This window comes from Streptomyces sp. NBC_00663 (assembly GCF_036226885.1).
Classification (GTDB): Bacteria; Actinomycetota; Actinomycetes; order Streptomycetales; family Streptomycetaceae; genus Streptomyces.
In genome coordinates this window covers 1,322,570-1,340,063 of sequence record NZ_CP109027.1, presented here as the reverse complement: position 1 = coordinate 1,340,063, position 17,494 = coordinate 1,322,570, and the positions used below count along the sequence as shown (strand labels likewise).

Genomic DNA, 17,494 nt, shown 5'->3' with positions numbered 1-17,494 from the left:
CCCATGTCTCCCCACGTGCTCATCCTCGGCGGCACCACCGAGGCCCGGGAACTCGCCGCCGCGCTCACCGCGCTGCCCGGCGTCCGTGTCACCACCTCGCTCGCGGGCCGCGTGACCCGACCGGGCACGGTCACCGGGGACATACGCATCGGCGGCTTCGGCGGCGCGGACGGGCTCGCCGCATGGCTGCGGGAACAGCGCGTGGACGCCCTCGTCGACGCCACGCACCCCTTCGCCGAGACGATCACCGCCAACGCGGCCCGGGCCGCCGCGACCACCGGCGTCCCGGCGGTGGTGCTGCGCCGCCCGGGCTGGCGACCGGGCCCCCAGGACCGCTGGTACCCGGTCGGCTCCCTGCCCGAGGCCGCCGGCCTGCTCCCCCTGCTCGGCCCCCGGGTGTTCCTCACCACCGGACGCCTGGGCCTGTCGGCCTTCGCACATCTGACGGAACTTCACTTCGTCGTACGCTCCGTGGAGTTGCCCGACCCGCCCATGCCGCCGCACACCGAAGTCCTCCTGGCCCGCGGCCCGTTCACCGTCGACGACGAGACGAACCTGCTCGCCACCCACTGCATCGACGTCGTGGTGACCAAGGACAGCGGGGGAGAGGCGACGGCCGCCAAACTCACGGCCGCCCGCCGGCTCGCCCTCCCGGTCGTGGTCGTACGACGTCCCGCGCTGCCCCCGGACGTGACGGCCGTGCCCGATGTACCCGCGGTCCTGGAACGGCTCGGCCTCAGCCCGCGATGACCGAGGCCCGCATCCGGTCGATCGCGCGCAGCACCTCGGCGCGGTTGTTGGCGCTCTTGATCCAGGCGGGCAGCCGTCCGACGCAGGTCATCTTGCGCCCGTGCTCGTACCAGGGGTCCCGCTCCCGCAGGTCCGCCGCCACGAACCGCCGTACCAGGTCGAGGTGTTCGAGGTTGTACGCCCAGATCTCGCCGTGCCTGGTCCGGGACCGCAGCCACAGCGGCGGCCGGCAGCGGCAGCTGGTGGTCCGGCCCAGTCCGCAGGACCGGCAGACCACCCGGGCCTCGGGACCGGTGTGCCGCTCGTAGTGGGCTACCCGGTCGCAGCGCGGACAGCGGACCAGCACCGAGTCGGCGAAGTGGTGGTAAGGCAGGCCGGGATCGTGGAAACGGACGGGAGGCATGCCGGGAGTATGACCACCGACGTGCCCGCCCGGCACGTGGTTTTCAGTGGCTGGCCGCCAACTCCGGCTGTCTCTGCGGCAGTCCGGTGCTGAGGTCCTCCACCAGCAGTCGCTTGGAGATCGTGTCCACCGCCGCCCGCAGGTCCGTGCCCGCCGGGCGCCCGATGTCCTGCTGCACCCGCTCCTCCAGCCAGGTCGCCCAGGCCTGCCCGATGACCCGGGCCTCGCGGGCACCCGCCTCGGTGTGCGAGAACAGGGAGCCCGCACGGCTCAGATATCCCTCCTCGACCATCCGGTCGAAGACCGGCAGCAGCACCTCGGGCGGCATGTGACGGCGGGCGGCGATCAGCCCGAGGCTGGAGTGGCCCACCATCCGCGTGAACAGCTCGACCTGCATCACGGCCCAGGCGCCCGCGATGTCGAGGCGGGTGTCGGAGTCGGCCATGATCCGGCGGGCGGTGTTCAGATCGGTACCGCCGATGATCTTCCCGACGGCCGCCTCGAGGACCCGTTGCGAGTTCGCTCCGGACGGCTGCCCGAAGCCCTCGCCCATGTCGGTGGAACCCGCCCGGGCACTGTCGCGCAGTTGCACCTGCTTGAGGAACAGGGCGACGACGAAGCCGAGGGCCGCGACCGGCACGGTCCACAGGAAGACGGTCTGGATGGTGTCGGCGTAGGCGTCGATGATCGGGGAGGCCGCGGCCGACGGCAGCTGGTGCACGCCCTCCGGGCTGGTGGCCGCCTTGGCGATGGCCGACGGGGCGACGCCACTGCCCGTCCGCGCGGCCTCCGCGACGGCGTCCTTGAGGTTCGGGGCGAGGGAGTTGGCGTAGATCGTGCCGAAGACGGCGGTGCCGAAGGAGCTGCCCAGCGTGCGGAAGAAGGTGACTCCGGAGGTCGCGGTGCCGAGGTCGGCGTACTCGACGGTGTTCTGCACGGCGATCGTCAGCACCTGCATGCACAGCCCGATGCCGCTGCCCAGCACGAACATGTACAGCGACTCCAGCCACGCCCCGGTGCCCGGCCCCATCAGCGACATCAGATACAGCCCGAGCCCCATCACCAGCGAGCCGGCGATCGGGAAGAGCCGGTACTGCCCGGTCTTGCTGACCACGTTGCCGCTGATGATGGACGCGATGAGCAGGCCGATGACCATGGGCAGGGTGCGGACACCGGAGACCGTGGCCGAGTCGCCGTCGACGTACTGGAGATAGCTCGGCAGATACGTCATCGCGCCGAGCATGGCGAAGCCGACGATGAAGCTGAGGATCGAGCAGACCGTGAACACCGGGTTGGTGAAGAGCCGCATCGGCAGCATCGGTTCCTTCGCCCGCGTCTCGACCCAGCAGAACAGACCGAGCGCGATGACGCCGCCGACGAACAGGCCGATGATGACGCCCGAGCCCCACGCGTACTCGTTGCCGCCCCAACTCGTCGCCAGGATCAGCGCGCTGGCGCCCGCCGCGACCAGCGCGATGCCCAGGTAGTCGATGACCGGCCGGGACGCCGACTTCACCACGGGGATGGTGCGGGCCGCGGCGATCACGACGACGATCGCGATCGGGACGTTGACGTAGAACGCCCAGCGCCAGGTCAGATGGTCGGTGAACAGCCCGCCCAGCAGCGGCCCGATGACGGTGGCCACCCCGAACACGGCGCCGATCGCGCCCTGGTACTTGCCGCGCTCGCGCAGCGGGATGACGTCGGCGATGAGCGCCATCGCCGTCACCATGAGGCCGCCCGCGCCGATGCCCTGCACGGCCCGCCACGCGATCAGCAGCGTCATGTTCCCCGCGAGACCGCACAGGAACGAGCCGGTGATGAACACGATCGCCGAGACCTGGAAGACCACTTTGCGGCCGAACAGGTCGCCGAACTTGCCCACCAGGACGGTGGACACGGTCTCCGCGAGCAGATAGGCGGTGACCACCCACGACATGTGCGCGGCGCCACCGAGGTCCGACACGATGGTCGGCAGCGCGGTGCCCACGATCGTCTGGTCCAGCGCCGCCAGCAGCATCCCCAGCATGATCGTCACGAAGACGACGTTCCGCTGACGCTTGTCCAGCACCGGCGGTTCTGCGGCGGGCGGCGCGGTTTCCTCGGTGATCGTCACGAGGTCACGATCACACCGGTGGCCCAGTCGCGCATGCGGGACGGGCCCGCTCGGGTGCCCTACGCCTGCCCGGGGTTGCGGCGCAGCAGATACGTGTCCATGATCCAGCCCTTGCGCTCCCGCGCCTCGGCCCGCAGCCGCTCGATCCGTGGCCCGGCCTCGGCGATCGGCCCCGAGGCGAGGATCTCGTCCGGGGTGCCGATGTAGGCGCCCCAGTAGATGTCGATGTCCTCGCCCGCGTACTGCCGGAAGGTCTGGTGCGCGTCCAGCATCACCACCACGTCGTCCACCCCCTCCGGGAAGCCCTCGGCGAGCCGCCGCCCCGTGGTGATCTGCACCGGCCGCGCGATCCGGTTCAGCCCCGTCCGGTGCCGGGCCACGAGCGCCGAGACGCTGCTGATGCCCGGTATGACGTCGTACTCGAACGCCACCGCGCCGCGCTCCAGGATCTCCTCCAGGATGCCCAGCGTGCTGTCGTACAGTGCCGGATCGCCCCACACCAGGAACGCGCCGCTCTCGTCCTCGCCCAGCTCCTCGGCGATCAGCCGCTCGTAGAGAGCGGCGCGGGCGCTGCGCCAGTCCCCGACGGCGGGGGAGTAGGCGGTGCCGCCCGCGGTCCGGTCGCGGTCGGGGTCGCGCGCCTCGACGACGCGGTACGTCCCCTCCGGTATGTGCGTGTGCAGCATGTCCCGGCGCAGGTCCGTGAGGTCGCTCTTCACCTCGCCCTTGTCGAGGACGAAGAACACGTCCGTGTCCCGCAGCGCCCTGACCGCCTGGAGGGTCAGCTGCTCGGGGTCGCCCGCGCCGATACCGATGACATGAATCTTTCGCACGCCCCGAGTCTGCCGTACGCCACTGACAGTGACGGCACCGAGTCCCAGGTCATGCCCGCAACCGGGGCGCCCGGGCCCCCGCGTCCACGGTCCCCCCGTCCCGCTCGACGTCCTGGGCCAGCTCCCGCGCCCACCCGGCGAGACCGGCGAGATCCATGCCGTGGGGCCGCGTCCGCGCCGCCTGCGACCCCCAGGTCTCCACCGCCCCGGCCCCACGCCGCAGCAGCCGCGCGCCGCCCGTGACGTTGCCGCGCGCCGCGTGTGTGAGCCCCACCGCGAGCTGGGCGAGTCCCCGCCACAACTCCCGTTCCTCCTCGGGCCCGGACTTCCAGGCGTCCTCGAACACCTCGTGCGCGTGGAAGGGCCTCCCAGCGTCCAGCAGCTCCTGAGCCTCCACGACGCTCTGCTCCGGCGTACGGATCACCCCCTCGGGCTGACGCGCCACCCCGTCCGCGCCGTACGGCAGGGGCCGCCCGAGCCCGTCCCGGGGCCGGGCGTTGCGCGCCCGCCCCTCGTCGTCGCGGTCCCGTGCCCCGGTCGGTCGTCCTGAGGATGTGCTGCCCATACGCCGATTCTCCCGCGCGCACCGAGCCCTTCTCGCAGGGCCCTCTGCGAAGTGGTCCCCGGCGTGGGGTAAAGTACTCAACGCGTGATCACGCGGTTCCGCCGCGCATCACCGGGACGTGGCGCAGCTTGGTAGCGCACTTGACTGGGGGTCAAGGGGTCGCAGGTTCAAATCCTGTCGTCCCGACCGGAGTCTTCTCCGTAGTCGCAGATCAGGGCCTTGGATCACTCAGGTGAGCCGAGGCCCTCGATCATTTCTGGCTCGCCTGCGCTGACGGAAGCCGTTCAGGAGGAGAAGGAAGGCGACGAGGGTGGTGAAGGCTACCCCGCCACTTTTTTCTGGCCGTCACCGCCCGTGTGCTCCGTCTTGTCCTCCCCGCCGCCGGCCGCGTCGACAGCGCTCTGGGCCGCGTTCGCCGCTGCTCGAATGCCGAAGTAGGCGGTGGATATCGCCGTTATCGCGGTGAACGCGCTGGTGAGAATGGCGACCGACTGAGGGCCGTCCTTGAGGTGCAGTGCGACGAGTATCGCGGCCAGTGCCACGCCGATATCGCCGACGACTACGACGAGCAGGCCGGTCCAGGCGCGAGTTGTCTGGACCTTCTTCTTGTCCTTGCTCAACATGGGTCCTCCAGCGCTTGAACGCTGATTCCCCGAGAGATGCGGCCCGCTGCTTCAAGTCTTGCATGTGGTGACGTAGGTCACATATCGAAGACGCGTGTAGTGAGGCGCGGGTACCGCCGAGCGCACTGGAGCCTCGCGCTTCCGCGAGGCTCCAGTGCTGTCCTGGGCGGTTCTAGGCAGCGCCACCCGTGGCCCTGCGGGTCGCCCTGCGGCGACCGCCGGACGCGCGGGCCGGCTGGCCGGAGGTCTTCGCCGCAGGTGCGGAGCGGCGGCCGGCACCCTCGCCGCCCGTCCGGCCGGTACCGCCCGACGATGCGGGGGCCTCGCCGCTGTTACGGCGACGCCGGTCGGGCCGCCCCTCCGGCTTGGCGCCGGCCCTGGTGCCGGACCTCGTGCCGGACTTGGCGGCGGGCTTGGCACCGGACTTGCCGGCAGGCTTCCGGGCCGGGCGGGACGCCGATGGCGCCGTCGGCTGCGGAACCTCGATGGTGACGGCCACCCCGGAGGGCTCGCGGGCGCCGGTGATCGTGGTCAGCGCGGCGTCGCTGGAGGTGACGCGGGCCGTCCGGGGGCGGATGCCGGCGTCCGACATGAGCCGGGTGACGTCCCGCTTCTGGTCGGGCAGGACCAGTGTGACCACACTGCCGGAACCGCCGGCGCGGGCCGTGCGGCCGCCCCGGTGGAGGTAGTCCTTGTGGTCGGTCGGGGGATCGACGTTCACCACGAGGTCGAGGTCGTCGACGTGTATGCCCCGGGCCGCGACGTTGGTCGCCACCAGGGCGGTGACGTCGCCGCTCTTGAACTGCTCCAGGGTGCGGTTGCGCTGCGGCTGGGAGCGCCCGCCGTGCAGGGCCGCCGCGCGCACGCCCACGGACAGCAGCCGCTTGGCGAGCCGGTCCGCGGACCTCTTGGTGTCGAGGAAGAGGATGACCCGCCCGTCACGGGCCGCGATACGCGTGGTGACGGCCTTCTTGTCGGTCTCGTCCAGGACATGGAGCACGTGGTGCTCCATGGTGGTCACCGCGCCCGCGGACGGGTCCACCGAGTGCACCACCGGGTCGGTCAGGAACCGCTGCACGAGACGGTCGATGTTGCGGTCCAGCGTGGCCGAGAACAGCATGCGCTGTCCGTCGGGTCTGACCTGCTGGATCAGCTTGGTGATCTGCGGCAGGAAGCCCATGTCGGTCATCTGGTCGGCCTCGTCCAGCACCGTGATGCCGACCTGGTCGAGCACGCAGTCGCCGCGCTCCACGAGGTCGTTGAGCCGGCCCGGGGTCGCCACCAGCACCTCGGCGCCGCGCCGGAGTGTGGCGGCCTGCTTGGTGAGGGAGAGTCCGCCGACCACGGTGGCCAGCCGGAGGTTGACCGCCGTCGCGTACGGCGACAGCGCGTCCGTCACCTGCTGGGCCAGTTCCCGGGTGGGCACCAGCACAAGGGCCAGGGGTGCCTTGGGCTGCGAGCGCTGTCCGGCCGTACGGGCCAGGAGCGCGAGGCCGAACGCGAGGGTCTTGCCGGAGCCGGTCCGTCCGCGTCCCAGCAGGTCGCGGCCCGCGAGTGAGTTCGGCAGGGTGGCGCCCTGGATGGGGAACGGGGTGGTCACACCCTGCGCGGTGAGCGTCTTGAGCAGCCCCGCGGGCATGTCCAGGTCGGCGAAGTCCTCGACGGCGGGAAGTGCGGGTGTCGTGTTTTCCGGCAGCCGGAACTCCTGCGACGGCGACACGGGGGATGAGGGGGACGAGGCGCGCCGATTCGACTTCTGGGGCCTGCGGGACATGCGGGGGTCTGCCTTCCTGGAAACAGCACAAACCGAGGTCCGCACCAAGACGGTGCGGACCCCGGTGAGCGGAATACGCGTCCGGCGATCAGGCGGGGACGATGTTCTCCGCCTGCGGGCCCTTCTGGCCCTGCGTGACGTCGAAGGAGACCCGCTGGCCCTCCTGGAGCTCACGGAAGCCCTGGGTGGCGATGTTCGAGTAGTGGGCGAAGACGTCCGGGCCGCCGCCGTCCTGCTCGATGAAGCCGAAGCCCTTTTCCGAGTTGAACCACTTCACGGTTCCCTGTGCCATGACTATCTCCTTCAGTAGGCAATCTATAAGCAGAGGCCCCATCCGGAAATGCCGGTAAAACAACTAATGCGCCTGAAGGAGAAACATTCCCGTCAGGCGCACATAGGTTCATGGGTACCACAACTGCAACTCTGTGAGCGTAACACAGCGCGACCCTCCGTGCTCGCGACCACGCCACTTTCCGCCGTTCGCGTCCCACACCTCGGACCCGTCGATCCAGGTCGCGGTCACCAGCCCGGCCGGACCGTAAGGAGTGTCGCTGGAGAGCGCCGGCGGCGTCCCGCCGTCGATCAGGGTCCGGGCCCGCGAACTCCAGCGCCGGGGGATGATAGAAGGCGTTCATGACCAACTCGCTCTTCCTCTCCCCTCCGGACGGTGTCCGATGACCGCGGGTGCCGACACCCCCGACGGCCGGGGCCGCACCGGACTCGACCGCACCGGACTCGACCTGACCGGCAACCCCCGGGTCAAGGTCCGTGACGTGAAGCTGCTCTCCAGCCACTGGTACGTCGAGCGGGCCACCACCTTCGACTTCCAGCATGGCGACGGCAGTTGGAGCACCCAGCAGCGCGAGACGCACGACCGCGGCAACGGCGCCACCATGCTGCTCTACGACGCCGAACGTGAAACCGTCCTGCTCACCCGGCAGTTCCGGTTCCCCGTATACGTCAACGGCCACCCCGACGGCATGCTCGTCGAGACCCCGGGCGGGCTGCTCGACGACGAGGACGAGCACCCGGAGATCGCGGTGCGCCGTGAGGTGGTCGAGGAGACCGGGCACACCATCGGCGAGGTCCGGCACGTCTTCGACGTCTATATGAGCCCCGGCTCGGTCACCGAGCGCGTCAGCTTCTACGCCGCCTCCTACGGCTCCTCCACCCGCACCCACGAGGGCGGGGGCCTCGACGAGGAGGGTGAGGACATCGAGATCCTCGAACTGCCCTTCCGCAGGGCCTTGGAGATGATCCGCACCGGCGAGATCGCCGACGCCAAGACGATCATGCTGCTGCAATGGGCGGCGCTGGAAGGGCCGTTCGCACGCTCCTGACGGGCGACGCGACCTCTTGACTTGAAGTGCGCTCCAGCAAGAAGACTCCAGTTCGCGCACCCCGTCCGGGGCCGCGCCAACGGGAGGGGACCCATGAAGTACCGCACCATCGGCACCGATCCGAAGAACCGCCGCGAGGTCAGCGTCCTCGCCCTCGGCGCCATGCTGTTCGGCTCGCGTACGGACGAGGCGACGTCCTTCGCTCTCCTCGACCGCTATGTCGAGGCGGGCGGCAACTTCATCGACACGTCCGACAACTACGCCTTCTGGGTCGACGGCGGCCAGGGCGGCCAGAGCGAGGAACTCCTCGGCCGCTGGCGGCGCAGCCGCGGCATCGGCGAGGAGATCTTCATCGCGACCAAGCTCGGCGCCCGCCCCCTGGCACCGGGCACCAGCTACGTCGACAACGGCGAGGGCCTCTCGGCGAAGGTGATCCGCGAGTCCGCCGAGCGCAGCCGGGAGCGGCTGGGCGTGGACAAGCTGGACCTGCTCTACGCGCACATCGAGGACTACGACGTACCCCTGCGGGAGACCGTCGAGGGCTTCGCCGAACTCGTCGCCGAGGGCACGGTCGGACTGCTCGGCGTCAGCAACCACGCCATGTGGCGGGTGGAGCGGGCCCGCGCGATCGCCGCCGCGGCGGGACTGCCGGGCTACGAGGTGCTCCAGTACGCCCACAGCCATCTGCGGCCCCGCCTCGACGTGCCGGACGACTTCTGGCCCGACGGCAGCCTCGGCCACGCGGGCCCCGAGCTCCTCTCCTATCTGCGCGAGGAGCCCGCCCTCACCCTGGTCGCCTACTCACCCCTGCTCAAGGGCGCCTACACCCACCCGGACCGCCTCCCGGCCGACTTCGACCACCCGGGCACCCCGGCCCGGCTCACGGTCCTGCGGGAGGTGGCCCAGGAGACCGGCGCGACCGTCAACCAGGTCGTCCTCGCCTGGCAGATCGGCGGCGCCCTGCCGATCCTCCCGCTGGCCGGCGTCTCGACCCTGGCCCAGCTGGAGGAGAACCTGGCCGCCGTCGACCTGGAACTGACCGAGGACCAGCGGGCCCGCCTGGACGGAGCCCACTAGCACCGGCCCAGGTGCCTCACGGCCTCATGAGCAGCTGGAAGTCGAAGGCGTAGCGGGACGCTCGGTAGATGTGGGTGCCGTACTCCACGGGCCGGCCGGTGTCGTCGTACGCCGTGCGCTGCATCGTCAGCAGCGCGGCGCCCTCCCGTTCGTCGAGGCGGGCCGCCTCCTCGGCCGTGGCGCAGCGGGCGCCGACGGTCTGGCGGGCGCTGTGCAGGGTGATGCCCGCCGAGCGCATCATCCGGTACAGGCCCGTCGACTCCAGCCTGGCGGTGTCGAGTTCGAGGAGGGTCGCGGGCAGGTAGTTGCACAGGAACGCGACCGGCTGGCCGTGTGTGGAGCGCAGTCGCTCCAGCACCACCACGTCGCCGCCCTCCGCGATACCGAGGGCGGCGGCGACGTCGGCGGACGCCGGGACGTGCTCGTTGCGCAGCACCGTCGTGGTCGGCCCCTGTCCGGCCGCCTCCAGGTCGTCGTAGAGACTGCTGAGTTCGAGGCCGCGCTTGACCTGGCTGTGCACCACCTGCGTGCCCACACCGCGCCGTCGCACCAGCAGCCCCTTGTCGACCAGGGTCTGGATGGCCTGGCGGACGGTCGGACGGGACAGGCCGAGGCGTACGGAGAGGTCGATCTCGTTGCCCAGGAGGTTCCCCGGGGCGAGGACCCCGTGCTCGATCGCCGCCTCCAGCTGCTGGGCGAGCTGGTAGTAGAGCGGCACCGGACTGCCCCGGTCCAGGGCGAAGTCCAGGGAGTCGAGGGCGGGGGCGGCAGCGGCAGCGGTGCGCGGATGACCGCCGGTCTTCGCCATGGGGGTACCTCCCTGGGTGGTGCGGGTGCGGGGCGTCACAGGTGGGGGCGGCGGGTGGCGACCTCGCGGTCGTACTCCGCCCTCGCCCGTACGGCGGCCTCGCGGGACGCGGTCTCGGCCACCGGCACGTCCCACCAGGCCTCGGCCGGGGGAGCGGTCGCGGTGGCGGTGTCCGTCTCGACGTAGACGCAGGTCGGGCGGTCGGAGGCGCGGGCCGCGGCGAGCGCGTCCCGCAGCTCACGGACCGTCTTGGCGCGCAGTACGTCCATGCCGAGGCTGCCCGCGTTGGCGGCCAGGTCGACGGGGAGCGGGGCGCCGGAGAAGGTGCCGTCGACGGCGCGGTAGCGGTAGGCGGTGCCGAAGCGCTCGCCGCCGACCGACTCGGACAGGCCGCCGATGGAGGCGTAGCCGTGGTTCTGGATGAGGAGGAGGTTGATCGGCAGGCCCTCCTGGACGGCCGTGACGATCTCGGTCGGCATCATCAGATAGGTGCCGTCGCCGACCAGCGCCCACACCGGGGTGTCGGGGGTGGCGTGCTGGACGCCGATGGCGGCGGGGATCTCGTAGCCCATGCAGGAGTAGCCGTACTCCAGGTGGTACTGGCGCCGGCTGCGGGCGCGCCACAGCTTGTGCAGATCGCCGGGGAGCGAGCCGGCCGCGTTGATCACGACGTCGTCGTCTCCGACGACCGCGTCCAGCGCGCCGAGCACCTGGGTCTGGGTCGGTACGGCGTTCTCGTCGGCGGCGGTGAAAGCGGCGTCGACGACCGTGTCCCAGCGGTCCTTGCCGGCGCGGTACTCGTCCTCGTAAACCGAGTTCACGCGGTGATCGGTCAACGCCTCGGTCAACGCGGTGAGTCCCGCCCGGGCGTCGCACACCAGCGTCCGCGCCGCCAGCTTGTGGGCGTCGAACGCGGTGATGTTGAGGTTGACGAACCGGACGTCCGGGTTCAGGAAGAGGGTGCCGGAGGCGGTGGTGAAGTCCGTGTACCGGGTGCCGACGCCGATCACCAGGTCCGCGGTACGGGCGAGGTCGTCGCTGACGGCCGTGCCGGTGTGGCCGATGCCGCCCAGGTCGGCCGGGTGGTCGTGGCGCAGGGAGCCCTTGCCGGCCTGCGTGGAGGCGACCGGGACACCGGTGGCGTCCACGAACGCCCTCAGCGCCTCCTCGGCCCCGCTGTGGTGCACCCCGCCGCCCGCGACGATCAGCGGACGCTCGGCGGCCCGGATCGCCGCCACCGCCTCCGCCAGCTCGTACGGGTCGGCAGCGGGACGCCGTACGTGCCACACGCGCTCGGCGAAGAACTCCTCGGGCCAGTCGTACGCCTCGGCCTGCACGTCCTGCGGGAGCGCCAGGGTGACGGCGCCGGTCTCGGCGGGGTCGGCGAGGACCCGCATGGCGTTCAGGGCGGACGGGATCAGGGCCTCGGGGCGGGTGATCCGGTCGAAGTAGCGGGAGACGGGGCGCAGGGTGTCGTTGACCGACACGTCCGCCTCGGTGGGGTGCTCCAGCTGCTGGAGCAGCGGGTCGGGGGCGTGCGAGGCGAAGTAGTCGCCGGGCAGCAGGAGGACCGGGAGGCGGTTGATGGTGGCGAGGGCGGCGCCGGTGACCAGATTGGTGGCGCCGGGACCGATGGACGTCGTCACGGCCTGTGCGGAGAGCCGGTCGAGCTGGCGGGCGTAGCCGACGGCCGCGTGCACCATGGCCTGTTCGTTGCGGCCCTGGTGGTACGGCATCGCGTCCTCGCCCGCCTCCAGGAGCGCCTGGCCCACGCCCGCCACGTTGCCGTGCCCGAAGATGCCCCAGGTACCGGCGATCAGCCGGTGCCGTACGCCGTCGCGCTCGGTGTACTGGACGGACAGGAAACGCACCAGGGCCTGCGCGACGGTCAGGCGGCGGGTGGGGGTGCTCATCAGGACTTCTCCGGGGGTGTGTGGAGGGGGAGGCGGGTGAGGCGGGGGTGGGGACAGTTCATGGGGGCGGCCTTGGCGTTCACGACGGCGCTCCGCTCAGCAGGACATGCGTGGGCCTCGGCGCTCACGACGGCGCTCCGCTCAGCAGGTCCTCGACCTCCGTCCGGGTCGGCATCGCGGCGGAGCAGGCGAGCCGGGAGGCGACGAGGGCGCCGGCCGCGTTGGCGTACCGCACGGTGCGGTCCAGCTCCCAGCCGGACAGCAGGCCGTGGCAGAGCGCGCCGCCGAACGCGTCGCCCGCGCCGAGGCCGTTGACGACCTCGACGGTCACCGGCGGGACCTCGGCGAAGCCGCCGTCGCGGTGCAGCGCGAGGACCCCCTTGGGGCCCTGCTTGACCACGGCCAGTTCGACGCCGGCCGCCAGCAACGCCTCGGCGCAGGCGCGGGGTTCGCGGACCCCGGTGGCGATCTCGCACTCGTCGAGGTTGCCGACGGCGACGGTCACGTGGCGCAGGGCCTCCGCGTAGTAGGGGCGCGCTTCCTCGGGGTCCTGCCAGAACATCGGTCGCCAGTCGAGGTCGAAGACCGTGGTGCCCGCCTTCGCGCGGGCCTTGAGGGCGGCGAGGGTCGCGGAGCGGCTCGGCTCCTCGCTCAGACCGGTGCCGGTGATCCAGAAGATCCGGGCCGAGCGGACGGCGAAGTAGTCCAGCTCGTCGGTGTGGATGACCAGGTCGGGGGCCTTGGGCCGACGGTAGAAGTAGAGCGGGAAGTCGTCCGGCGGGAAGATCTCGCAGAAGGTCAGGGGCGTGGGGTGGCCGGCGACCGGGGTCACCCAGCGGTCGTCGACGCCGAACTCCTTGAGCGCCTGATGCAGATAGGTGCCGAAGGGATCGTCGCCGGTGCGGGTGATGACGGCGCTGGAGCGGCCCAGCCGGGCGGCCGCTACGGCGACGTTCGCCGCAGAACCGCCCAGGAACTTCCCGAAGGTCTGCACATCGCTCAACGGCACGCCCGACTGCAATGGGTAAAGATCGACACCTATGCGACCGATCGTGATCAAGTCGAAGGGCTGGGCTGACTCGGTCATGCGCGACGCTCCTCGGACTCCGCTGGACGTGCGGGCCCCGCGGGGGCCTGCGACTCTCAGGTGTAGGCCGCAGGAGGCGATGCTGTCAATGGTTTGTACTTACATTCGGACCTGTACGTGAAATGATGTCTTAACAAAGTATTGACAGCGGGCGTGACCAGGGATTGGATTCCGTCCCAGTACAACCGCAGTATTTGCGGCTCGCGACCCGGACATGCCAAGATCCCGGGCCTCGGATCTCCGAGATCTCTCTTCCTTTCCCCCGCAAGCACAGTGAGGTGCAGGAAAGATGGACCGCTCTTCTCGCTCCCAGTCCCGCCGATTCGCCCCAGTTGTGGCGCTCGCCGCGGCGGCTGCCCTGACCCTCGCCGGCTGCTCCAGCAGCTCCGGGGGCAAGAAGTCGGAGGAGAGCGCGGACGGCGCCTCCGCCGGCAAGGCGACCACCCCCCGCATGACGGTCGCCCTGGTCACCCACCAGTCGGCCGGTGACACCTTCTGGGACATCGTCCGCAAGGGTGCCGAGGCCGCCGCCGCCAAGGACAACGTCAAGCTCATCTACTCGAACGACCCGAGCGCGGGCGCCCAGGCCAACCTGGTGCAGAACGCCATCGACCAGAAGGTCGACGGGATCGCGATCACCCTCGCCAAGCCGGACGCCATGAAGGACGTCGTCGCCAAGGCGAAGGCCGCGAACATACCCGTCGTCGGCCTCAACTCCGGTGTCAGCGAATGGCAGAAGCTCGGCCTGCTGGAGTTCTTCGGCCAGGACGAGACCGTCGCCGGTGAGGCCCTCGGCAAGCGCCTCAACGACGAGGGCGCGAAGAACGCCGTCTGTGTCATCCAGGAGCAGGGCAACATCGGCCTGACCCAGCGCTGCGACGGCGTGGAGAAGACCTTCGACGGCAAGCTCCAGACGCTGAATGTCAACGGCACCGACATGCCGTCCGTGAAGTCGACGATCACCGCCAAGCTCAGCCAGGACAAGTCCATCGACTACATCGTCGCCCTCGGCGCCCCCTTCGCGCTGACCGCCGCGCAGTCGGTGACCGACGCCGGCAGCAAGGCGAAGGTCGCCACCTTCGACCTCAACAAGGACCTGACCGGCGCCATCAGCAAGGGCACCATCGCCTTCGCCGTCGACCAGCAGCCGTACCTCCAGGGCTACCTGGCGGTCGACTCGCTGTGGCTCTACAAGAACAACGGCAACTACATGGGCGGCGGCGAGCAGCCGGTCCTGACCGGTCCCGCGTTCGTGGACAAGTCCAACGTCGACGCGGTCGCGCAGTACGCCGCGAAGGGCACCCGGTGATCCGTATGACCCAGCACGCCGAGCCGGCGGTGACCACACCGCCGGCCCCCGGCCCGAAGGAAACCGACGGCCGGACCGCCCAACGTCCCCTGGCACTGCGGCTGTTGGCCCGCCCCGACGTGGGCGTGTTCCTCGGCGCCGTGGCCGTCTACGTGTTCTTCCTGATCGCGGCCCCGCCGGTGCGCGACGGCAGCTCGATGGCCAACATCCTCTACCAGTCGTCGACCATCGGGATCATGGCCCTGCCGGTGGCGCTGCTGATGATCGGCGGCGAGTTCGACCTCTCGTCCGGCGTCGCGGTCATCACCTCCGCGCTCACCGCGAGCATGCTGGCCTACCAGCTCACCCTGAACGTGTGGGTGGGCGTGTTCGCGGCCCTGGTCGTGTCGCTCGCCATCGGGTTCCTCAACGGCTGGCTCGTCGTCAAGACCGGCCTGCCGAGCTTCCTCATCACCCTGGCCACCTTCCTGATCCTCCAGGGCGTGAACCTCGCCGTCACCAAGCTCGTCACCGGCAACGTCGCCACCGACGACATCAGCGACATGGACGGCTTCGCCGGAGCCAAGAAGGTCTTCGCCTCCTCCTTCGAGGTCGGCGGCGTACAGATCAAGATCACGATCGTGTACTGGCTGGTCTTCGCGGCCATCGCCACGTGGGTGCTGCTGCGCACCAAGTACGGCAACTGGATCTTCGCCGTCGGCGGCAACAAGGACAGCGCGCGGGCCGTCGGTGTCCCCGTCACCTTCACCAAGATCTCGCTGTTCATGCTGGTCGGGTTGGGCGCCTGGTTCGTCGGCATGCACAACCTGTTCTCCTTCAACACCGTGCAGTCCGGCGAAGGCGTCAGCCAGGAGCTGATCTACATCTCCGCGGCCGTCATCGGTGGCTGTCTGCTGACCGGCGGTGCCGGCTCCGCGATCGGCCCGGTCTTCGGGGCGTTCATGTTCGGCATGGTGCAGCAGGGCATCGTGTACGCGAACTGGAACCCGGACTGGTTCAAGGCCTTCCTGGGCGTGATGCTGCTCGGCGCCGTCCTGATCAATCTGTGGGTCAGCCGTACGGCGACCCGGAGGTGACGTGATGACATCCAACGGAACCCATGGGGCCGTCCTCGTCGACACCGTGCCCGAGGGGAGCGACGGCGCGATCGTCGAACTCCGCAACGCGGGCAAGTCGTACGGCAACATCCGTGCCCTGCACGGTGTCGACCTCAAGGTCCATCCCAGCCAGGTCTCTTGTGTGCTGGGCGACAACGGCGCCGGCAAGTCGACCCTGATCAAAATCATCTCGGGTCTGCACCAGCACACCGAGGGCGATTTCCTCGTCGACGGCGCCGCGGTGCGCTTCTCGACGCCGCGCGAGGCCCTCGACAAGGGCATCGCCACCGTCTACCAGGACCTCGCCGTGGTCCCGCTGATGCCGGTGTGGCGCAACTTCTTCCTCGGCTCCGAGATGACCAAGGGCCCCTGGCCGATCCGCCGTCTCGACATCGAGAAGATGAAGAAGACCGCGGACGAAGAGCTGCGCAACATGGGCATCGTCCTGGACGACATGGAACAGCCCATCGGCACGCTCTCGGGCGGCCAGCGCCAGTGTGTGGCCATCGCCCGCGCCGTCTACTTCGGCGCCCGGGTGCTCATCCTGGACGAGCCGACCGCAGCCCTCGGCGTCAAGCAGTCCGGCGTGGTGCTGAAGTACATCGCCGCCGCCCGCGACCGCGGCCTCGGCGTCATCTTCATCACCCACAACCCGCACCACGCCTACATGGTCGGCGACCACTTCAGCGTCCTGCGCCTGGGCACCATGGAGCTGAACGCCTCCCGTGACGAGGTCAGCCTCGAAGAGCTGACCAACCACATGGCCGGCGGCTCCGAACTCGCCGCGCTCAAGCACGAGTTGTCCCAGGTCCGCGGGGTCGACGTCGAGGAACTCCCGGAAGCGGGCGATCTCAAGGCGCCGGTGGTGACGGCCAAGGACGACGTGTCGTGACCGCCCTGGACCGCATCCGGGTCGGTTCCGCCCCCGACTCCTGGGGCGTCTGGTTCCCGGACGATCCTCAACAGGTGCCCTGGGAACGGTTCCTGGACGAGGTCGCCGAGGCGGGCTACTCGTGGATCGAGCTGGGTCCGTACGGCTATCTGCCGACCGACCCGGCCCGGCTCACCGACGAGGTGGCCAAGCGCGACCTCAAGGTGTCGGCCGGCACGGTCTTCACCGGGCTGCACCGCGGCCCCTCGGTGTGGGAGTCGACCTGGGAGCACGTCAGCCAGGTCGCCGCCCTCACCCAGGCCATGGGCGCCAGGCACCTCGTCGTCATCCCGTCGTTCTGGCGGGACGACAAGACCGCCGAGCTGCTCGAACCCCCGGAGCTGACCCACGAGCAGTGGGCCCATCTCACCAAGGGCATGGAGCGGCTCGGGTACGAGGTCAAGGAGACGTACGGCCTGGACATCGTCGTCCACCCGCACGCCGACACCCACCTCGACACCGAGGACCACGTCGAGCACTTCCTCGACTCGACCGACTCCGAACTCGTCAACCTCTGCCTGGACACCGGGCATTACGCCTACTGCGGCGGCGACAGCGTCAAGCTGATCGAGACGTACGGCGAACGCATCGGCTATCTGCACCTCAAGCAGGTGGACCCGGCGATCCTCGCCGACGTGGTGGCGAACGAGGTGCCGTTCGGCCCGGCCGTGCAGCGCGGAGTGATGTGCGAACCGCCCACCGGAATACCGGAGTTGGAGCCGGTGCTGGTGGCGGCACAGAAACTGGGTGTGGAACTGTTCGCGATCGTCGAGCAGGACATGTACCCGTGCGCGCCGGACAGGCCACTGCCGATCGCGGCGCGCACCCGCACGTTCCTGAGGTCCTGCGGAGCCTGAAGGGGGCGACG

Annotated in this window: 17 protein-coding genes and 1 tRNA gene; 8 read left to right on the top strand and 10 right to left on the bottom strand. The window is 70.2% G+C overall.

The features are described 5' to 3' along the window. Window positions 1–3: 3 nt before the first annotated feature. Window positions 4–750, top strand: a complete 747-nt coding sequence (locus tag OG866_RS06110; protein ID WP_329332398.1) for a cobalt-precorrin-6A reductase — start codon at window positions 4–6, stop codon at window positions 748–750. Here the strand turns inward: OG866_RS06110 and OG866_RS06105 are convergent. Genes OG866_RS06105 through OG866_RS06090 form a run of 4 tightly spaced genes read right to left on the bottom strand, consistent with a single transcriptional unit; the run spans window position 737 to window position 4,667 of the window. Beyond that, entirely contained in the window at window positions 737–1,153 is a 417-nt protein-coding gene (locus OG866_RS06105) for a hypothetical protein (RefSeq protein WP_329332397.1), read from the bottom strand. The genes OG866_RS06110 and OG866_RS06105 overlap by 14 nt on opposite strands. A gap of 43 nt (window positions 1,154–1,196) precedes the next feature. Continuing rightward, a complete protein-coding gene (locus OG866_RS06100) occupies window positions 1,197–3,269 on the bottom strand; it encodes an MDR family MFS transporter (protein ID WP_329332396.1) in 2,073 nt (690 codons plus the stop codon). 59 nt (window positions 3,270–3,328) lie between these two features. Continuing rightward, the gene (gene cobF / locus OG866_RS06095; protein ID WP_329332395.1) at window positions 3,329–4,102 is read right to left on the bottom strand and encodes a precorrin-6A synthase (deacetylating); all 774 of its coding nucleotides are present in this window, start codon (window positions 4,100–4,102) and stop codon (window positions 3,329–3,331) included. Between the two features lie 49 nt (window positions 4,103–4,151). After that, window positions 4,152–4,667 (bottom strand): DUF309 domain-containing protein, encoded by a 516-nt coding sequence (locus tag OG866_RS06090; RefSeq protein WP_329332394.1) that lies wholly within the window; start codon window positions 4,665–4,667, stop codon window positions 4,152–4,154. Window positions 4,668–4,779: 112 nt separating this feature from the next. Between OG866_RS06090 and OG866_RS06085 the strand changes: the two genes are divergently transcribed. Next, window positions 4,780–4,853, top strand: a tRNA-Pro gene (locus tag OG866_RS06085). Window positions 4,854–4,987: 134 nt separating this feature from the next. On the opposite strand, the gene OG866_RS06080 is transcribed toward OG866_RS06085, so the two are convergent. The 3 genes from OG866_RS06080 to OG866_RS06070 form a co-directional block, all read right to left on the bottom strand. Beyond that, window positions 4,988–5,290, bottom strand: a complete 303-nt coding sequence (locus OG866_RS06080) for a hypothetical protein (protein WP_329332393.1) — start codon at window positions 5,288–5,290, stop codon at window positions 4,988–4,990. Between the two features lie 172 nt (window positions 5,291–5,462). Beyond that, window positions 5,463–7,064 (bottom strand): DEAD/DEAH box helicase, encoded by a 1,602-nt coding sequence (locus OG866_RS06075; protein ID WP_329332392.1) that lies wholly within the window; start codon window positions 7,062–7,064, stop codon window positions 5,463–5,465. Between the two features lie 88 nt (window positions 7,065–7,152). Continuing rightward, window positions 7,153–7,356, bottom strand: a complete 204-nt coding sequence (locus OG866_RS06070) for a cold-shock protein (RefSeq protein ID WP_007502648.1) — start codon at window positions 7,354–7,356, stop codon at window positions 7,153–7,155. Between the two features lie 382 nt (window positions 7,357–7,738). On the opposite strand from OG866_RS06070, the gene OG866_RS06065 reads away from it, so the two are divergent. Together OG866_RS06065 and OG866_RS06060 are read left to right on the top strand one after the other, a co-directional pair. Then, on the top strand, window positions 7,739–8,404 hold the full coding sequence (locus tag OG866_RS06065; protein WP_329332391.1) for an NUDIX domain-containing protein: 666 nt from the start codon (window positions 7,739–7,741) through the stop codon (window positions 8,402–8,404). Between the two features lie 93 nt (window positions 8,405–8,497). After that, window positions 8,498–9,481: an aldo/keto reductase gene (locus OG866_RS06060; protein ID WP_329332390.1), complete on the top strand. Its 984-nt coding sequence runs from the start codon at window positions 8,498–8,500 to the stop codon at window positions 9,479–9,481. 16 nt (window positions 9,482–9,497) lie between these two features. Here the strand turns inward: OG866_RS06060 and OG866_RS06055 are convergent, their stop codons facing one another. From OG866_RS06055 to iolC, 3 genes are all read right to left on the bottom strand, one after another. Further along, a complete protein-coding gene (locus tag OG866_RS06055) occupies window positions 9,498–10,289 on the bottom strand; it encodes a GntR family transcriptional regulator (RefSeq protein WP_329332389.1) in 792 nt (263 codons plus the stop codon). Between the two features lie 35 nt (window positions 10,290–10,324). After that, entirely contained in the window at window positions 10,325–12,202 is a 1,878-nt protein-coding gene (gene iolD, locus OG866_RS06050; protein WP_329332388.1) for a 3D-(3,5/4)-trihydroxycyclohexane-1,2-dione acylhydrolase (decyclizing), read from the bottom strand. Window positions 12,203–12,326: 124 nt separating this feature from the next. After that, complete coding sequence (gene iolC, locus OG866_RS06045) at window positions 12,327–13,289, bottom strand: 5-dehydro-2-deoxygluconokinase (protein WP_329332387.1); 963 nt, start codon at window positions 13,287–13,289, stop codon at window positions 12,327–12,329. Window positions 13,290–13,578: 289 nt separating this feature from the next. Between iolC and OG866_RS06040 the strand changes: the two genes are divergently transcribed. From OG866_RS06040 to OG866_RS06025, 4 genes are read left to right on the top strand one after another with little or no spacing between them, the layout of a single operon-like run. Then, complete coding sequence (locus OG866_RS06040; protein WP_329332386.1) at window positions 13,579–14,598, top strand: sugar ABC transporter substrate-binding protein; 1,020 nt, start codon at window positions 13,579–13,581, stop codon at window positions 14,596–14,598. Continuing rightward, window positions 14,598–15,674 (top strand): ABC transporter permease, encoded by a 1,077-nt coding sequence (locus OG866_RS06035; RefSeq protein ID WP_329343945.1) that lies wholly within the window; start codon window positions 14,598–14,600, stop codon window positions 15,672–15,674. The genes OG866_RS06040 and OG866_RS06035 overlap by 1 nt, the downstream gene beginning before the upstream one ends. A 4-nt stretch (window positions 15,675–15,678) precedes the next feature. After that, entirely contained in the window at window positions 15,679–16,587 is a 909-nt protein-coding gene (locus OG866_RS06030; protein ID WP_329332385.1) for an ATP-binding cassette domain-containing protein, read from the top strand. Next, window positions 16,584–17,483: a sugar phosphate isomerase/epimerase family protein gene (locus OG866_RS06025; RefSeq protein ID WP_329332384.1), complete on the top strand. Its 900-nt coding sequence runs from the start codon at window positions 16,584–16,586 to the stop codon at window positions 17,481–17,483. Before OG866_RS06030 ends, OG866_RS06025 begins: the two co-directional genes overlap by 4 nt. Window positions 17,484–17,494: the final 11 nt, after the last annotated feature.